Genomic DNA, 5359 nt, shown 5'->3' on the forward strand with positions numbered 1-5359 from the left:
GTGGAGGCCAGCGAGAAGGCTCCGGCAGTTACCTTGGTGGTGTCAGGCGTCGGCGCGGCCGAGGCTTCCTCCACGATGTAAGGCTTCTCGTTGCGCTTCTTGTAGAAGATGTGGCGCCCGATCGAGTCGATCTTGTTCATGGCGCTCTTCCATTGCGGGCTCACGTAATCCGCATGGTAGAAGGTCGAATATCCGATCTCTGGAAGCCAGACTTGGCCTGAGGTGATCTGCCTGGCAAGCTTTTGCGCGAGCGCCCAATGGGAGTCGTTCTTCGGCGTGTCGGTTTTCCCGTCACAGGTGAAGGAGAACTGGCAGCCTGGCGCCAGCTGGCCCTGATACACCACGCCGCAAATGGTCTCCGGGAAATTCGGGCTGCGCACGCGGTTGAGGATCACCTGGCCGACGGCGACCTGGCCCTGGACCGGCTCGCCGCGGGCCTCGAAGTAGATTGCTGTCGCGAGGCAGCGCCGCTCGCGCTCCTCGAATTCGGCCTGGCTTTCACCCTTGTATTTGAAATTGAGGCCCTCAGCCGAGGGGCGGTAGGCGATGGTCTGCGCCGTTGGCGCCGCACCGGCCAGCGCCGGCGCGAGCTGGAGATTGCCGGCGGCGAATTCGGTGAACATGGAGACGCCGCGGTCCGAGCCGCCGCTTCTAAACGCCACTTCGGTGACCGGCGGGTTGAGGCGATCTGATTTGCGGCCGCGAATCAGCTCGTCGCGCACATCGCCGCCGTTGCTGCCGGCGTCGGCGCCCGACACGCTTGCCGTGATGAATTGCTTGTCTGCGTAGGTGGTGGTCTTGACCGTGAGATATTGGTCGGCGCGCGGCCCTTTTTCCGCGGTCCGGAATAGAACGGCAGCGGCTCTAGGCAACGGCACGTGCTCGGAGGCGTCGGCATCGCGGTACAGCGCGTGGCTGGAGCCATTGCCGGAAAGCATCAGCTCCATCCGGAAAGCAAGCTTGTTGCCCGGAATCGAAGCATAGCCCAAGGCGATAAGCGGGAGTGGCGCGAGCGCAGCTGCTACGTGCCACATCCGACGAGGTGAGCGCCGGCCCAATGGTCCCTCCCGGGGGGTCTCCCCGTTACGTCCGCGAAAGCCCGCTTTATGCCCGTAAGCGACTTTTCGCGTACCCCGACGGCGCCACTTATCGGGCGCACGCAAGGATTAGTCCCCAATGTGAAACCAGCCAAAAAGGTGGGAAAATCAGTGACTTAAGTCTTATTGTCCCCCACCGGTTTGCCCGGAGTCCCGTCTATTACACAGTTATGCTGCCCTATCATTTAGGACAAATTATGGTGAATGGGAAGTCCCAACGGCTTTTGGCGGCATGGTTAACGGGGCTTTACCATGGGGCTCAAGGCGGCCTGGGCGGCGGCGAGCCGCGCCACCGGCACCCGGTAGGGCGAGCAGGAGACATAGTCGAGGCGGATGTCCTCGCAGAACCTGATGGTCTCTGGGTCGCCGCCATGCTCGCCGCAGATGCCGATCTTGAGATCGGGGTGCGACCGGCGCCCGCGCTCCACGGCAATCCACATGAGCTCGCCGACGGCCGGATCGAGCGTGACGAATGGGTCGTGCTGGATGATCCCCTTCTCGGTGTATTCGCCGAGGAAGCGCCCGGCGTCGTCGCGTGAGAGGCCGAACGTCGTCTGGGTCAGGTCGTTGGTGCCGAAGGAGAAGAAATCGGCGCTCTTGCCGATCTCCCCGGCATTGATGCATGCCCGGGGAAGCTCGACCATGGTGCCAACCGAATAAGTGAGCTTGACCCCTTGCTCCTTTTCCACCGCGCGCGCCACTCCGTCGATGCGCTCCTTGACCAGGTCGAGCTCGGCTTTGGCGGTGACCAGAGGCACCATGATTTCCGGCTCGACGCTCGTCTTAAGCTTGCGGCCGGCTTCGATGGCTGCCTCGAAGATCGCTCGTGCCTGCATCTCGGCAATCTCGGGGAAGCTTACCAGGAGGCGGGAGCCGCGATGGCCGAGCATTGGATTGAATTCGCTTAATCCCGCGACCCTGCGCTTCAACCTCTGCGGGCTCACGCCCATGGCCGCCGCCACCTCGCCGATAGCGGCCTCGCCATGGGGCAGAAATTCGTGCAAAGGCGGATCGAGCAGGCGAATGGTCACCGGGGAGCCTGCCATGATCTCGAACAGCGCGACGAAGTCCTTGCGCTGCATGGGCAAGAGCTTGGCGAGCGCGGCACGCCTGCCGTCGGTGTCGTCGGCGAGGATCATCTCGCGCATGGGCACGATGCGGCCCTCCTCGAAGAACATATGCTCGGTGCGGCAAAGCCCGATGCCGTCGGCGCCGAAGGCCAGCGACTGGCGGGCGTCGGCCGGCGTGTCAGCGTTGGCGCGCACCTTCATGCGGCGGTGCCGATCGGCCCAACCCATCAGCGTCAAGAAGTCCGAGGACAGCGCCGGCTCACGCGTCGGCACGCGGCCCTTGATGATCTGGCCGGTCGAGCCGTCGATGGTCACGACGTCGCCCTTGGCCAAGGTCTCGTTGCCTGAGCTCAGCGTCTCGCGCTCGAGGTCGATCTGCACCGACGCGGCGCCGACGACGCATGGCCGTCCCATGCCGCGCGCCACCACGGCCGCGTGGCTCGTCATGCCGCCGCGCGTGGTGATGATGCCGGCCGCGGCGTGCATGCCCTGCACGTCCTCAGGCGAGGTTTCGACCCTGGCGAGGATCAGGGTGTGGCCTTGCGCCTTGAGGTGCACCGCTTCGTCGGCATCGAACACGAGCTTGCCGGAGGCGGCGCCCGGGGAGGCGGGCAAGCCTTTGCCGATCACGAGCTTCGGCGAGTCGGGATCGAGCGTCGGATGCAGGAGCTGGTCGAGCTGGGCGGCATCGATCCCGAGCACGGCCTCCTGCTCGGTGATCAACCCTTCGCCGGCCATGTCGATCGCGATCTTCAAGGCCGCCTGCATGCTGCGCTTGCCAGAGCGGCTTTGCAGCATCCACAGCCTGCCTTCCTCCACCGTAAACTCGATGTCCTGGATGTCGCGGAAATGGGCTTCGAGCTTGGCGCAAGCCGCTTTGAGGTCGGCGAAGGCTTCCGGCATCAGCCCCTCGAGCGACGGGCGGCGGTCGCCGGTCACCTTACGCGCCGCCTCGGTCAAGGGTTGCGGCGTGCGCAAGCCCGAGACCACGTCCTCGCCTTGGGCATTGACCAGGAACTCGCCGTAAAGCTCGTTCGCCCCGGTGGAGGGATTGCGGGTGAACACGACACCGGTCGCGCTCCGCCCTCCCATATTGCCGAACACCATGGCCTGCACGGTGACGGCTGTACCCCAATCGTCGGGGATGTCATGCAGCCGCCGGTAGGCGATGGCGCGAGCATTGTGCCACGAGCCGAACACGGCGGCGATCGCGCCCCACAGCTGGCGTTGCAAATCCTGCGGGAAGGGCTGGCCGAGCTCCTGCTCGACGATCGACTTGAAGCGGGCCACGAGCTCCGCCCAGTGCTCTGGCCCAAGCTCAGAGTCGAGCTCGAAACCTTTGAGACTTTTGTAGTTCTCGAGCGCCTCCTCGAACAAATAGTGGTCGATGCCGAGCACCACATCGCCATACATCTGGATGAAGCGACGATAGGTGTCGTAGGCGAATCTGCGGTCCGAGGAGCGCCGCGCGAGACCTTCGACGGTCTCGTCGTTGAGGCCGAGATTGAGCACCGTGTCCATCATGCCTGGCATCGAGGCGCGCGAGCCCGACCGCACCGACACGAGCAAGGGATTGTCGACGTCGCCGAAACGGGCGCCGGCCACCTTGCCCACCACGTTGAGCGCCTCGCTCACCATCGGCATCAACGCCTCTGGCAACTTCTTGCCTGACCGGTAATAGGCGGCGCAGACCTCAGAGGAGATGGTGAGCCCCGGGGGCACCGGAAGGCCGAGCCTCGACATCTCGGCAAGGTAGGCGCCCTTGCCGCCGAGCAGGTCACGCTGCGCGGCATCGCCCTCGGCGCGGCCGGCACCGAAGGTGAATACCCAATGGGGCGAGGGGTCCTTGACCTTTGCGGCCTGTTTCATCACGCGTTCCATCCTGAGCCGCTCCTTTTAGCGGCCCGCTGCGCTCGACACAAATGGAGGGGAGGGAAGTGACTCAGGGCCGCACGGGCCGCTGGTCCTTGAGCCGGCGATAATGAATGAAATCGCCGCTCTCGATCGGCCGCCGGTGCGCCTTCGAGTCTCCCATCTCATAGGACCAGGCATCGACCGTGCCGCCGCCATCCAACCGCACCTTGACGGGCACACGGCGGAAGGCGTTGCCGGGCTCGGCGGTGCCTTCGTAATGATCCAGCTCGGCAAGCAGTCGTTCCGCGTTCTTGATCGAGAACACCTCGCCGATGACGTGCGTCCTGGCGTCAGCATCGAATTTGGCTCCCGGATACCAGCCGAAATCGTACAGCACACCGGGCGTCGACCCCTTGCCGATGAATTTGGCCTGGGCCTGAAGCCTCTTGGCGAGGGGATGGGGAAATTCGGTTCGCAAGGTACCATAGACAAAGAGGTAGTCGGTCATTGAGCTATTCCGACAGCCTAACCCGGCCATCTTCATCGAGTTCCCAAAAGGGATTGAAGGCGACTTCCCAAACATGTCCGTCGGGGTCGGCGAAGTAGCCGTCATAGCCGCCCCAGAAGGTCTTGGCTGCAGGCTTCAGGATGCGTGCGCCGGAGGCTTCTGCCCGCGCCATCATGACGTCCACTGCATCCTCGCTTGGCAAATTCTGCGCGACGACGATACCGCCATTGCCGGTCCAAAGCTCCGCGGCGTCCGCATCGTCTCTTTGGGCATCGCGTCCCCATAGTGCAAGGACCACGGGTCCTGCCTGGAAGAAGCTCACGCTTTCCTGGCTCGCTCTCTTCGATCGGACGAAGCCGAGCCGGTCATAGAAGGACGTGGCCTTGGCGACATCGGCGACGCCAAGGGTGATCAGGCTGATGTGAGCTGACATTGCTGCCTTTCTTTGTCATGCCTTGCGAGGGACGGCGCCGCGCCGTCTGGAGCGACGCTTACCGGATTTTCCCGTGTACGGGAATGGGTGACGCCAAAGGGGACGCTCATGACCATTGAACTCACCATGCTCGCGCTTTCCATTGTGCTCGGGCTCGTGCAGATCGTGCTCAACGCCCAGTCCAAGAACATGCAGCATGGATATTGGTGGGCCGCCGGGCCGCGCGACGAGCCGAGGCCGCCGTTGGCAGGCACTGCCGGCCGGCTCGAGCGGGCGCTGTCGAATTTTCTTGAAACCTTTCCGCTCTTTGCCGCCGCCGTGCTGATCGCGCACGCAGCAGGCCGGCATGACTGGATGACGGTGTGGGGGGCGCAACTCTATTTCTGGGCGCGGGTCG

At 64.1% G+C, this 5359-nt stretch carries 5 protein-coding genes; 1 reads left to right on the plus strand and 4 read right to left on the minus strand.

What is annotated here, in order from left to right; all coding sequences use genetic code 11:
• The 4 genes from ACREC7_RS15565 to ACREC7_RS15580 form a co-directional block, all read right to left on the minus strand.
• Nucleotides 1–938: cell wall hydrolase (locus ACREC7_RS15565; protein WP_431556607.1), on the minus strand; the 938-nt coding region annotated here is incomplete at its 3' end.
• 395 nt (nt 939–1333) lie between these two features.
• The gene (ppdK, locus tag ACREC7_RS15570; RefSeq protein ID WP_431556608.1) at nt 1334–4048 is read right to left on the minus strand and encodes a pyruvate, phosphate dikinase; all 2715 of its coding nucleotides are present in this window, start codon (nt 4046–4048) and stop codon (nt 1334–1336) included.
• Between the two features lie 61 nt (nt 4049–4109).
• Nucleotides 4110–4529: a gamma-glutamylcyclotransferase family protein gene (locus ACREC7_RS15575; RefSeq protein WP_431556609.1), complete on the minus strand. Its 420-nt coding sequence runs from the start codon at nt 4527–4529 to the stop codon at nt 4110–4112.
• A gap of 4 nt (nt 4530–4533) precedes the next feature.
• Entirely contained in the window at nt 4534–4962 is a 429-nt protein-coding gene (locus tag ACREC7_RS15580; RefSeq protein WP_431556610.1) for a VOC family protein, read from the minus strand.
• A gap of 108 nt (nt 4963–5070) precedes the next feature.
• Here ACREC7_RS15580 and ACREC7_RS15585 point away from each other — a divergent pair.
• The coding region (locus ACREC7_RS15585) for an MAPEG family protein (RefSeq protein WP_431556611.1) at nt 5071–5359 on the plus strand (289 nt) is incomplete at its 3' end.

This window comes from Methyloceanibacter sp. (genome assembly GCF_050728395.1).
Classification (GTDB): Bacteria; Pseudomonadota; Alphaproteobacteria; order Rhizobiales; family Methyloligellaceae; genus Methyloceanibacter.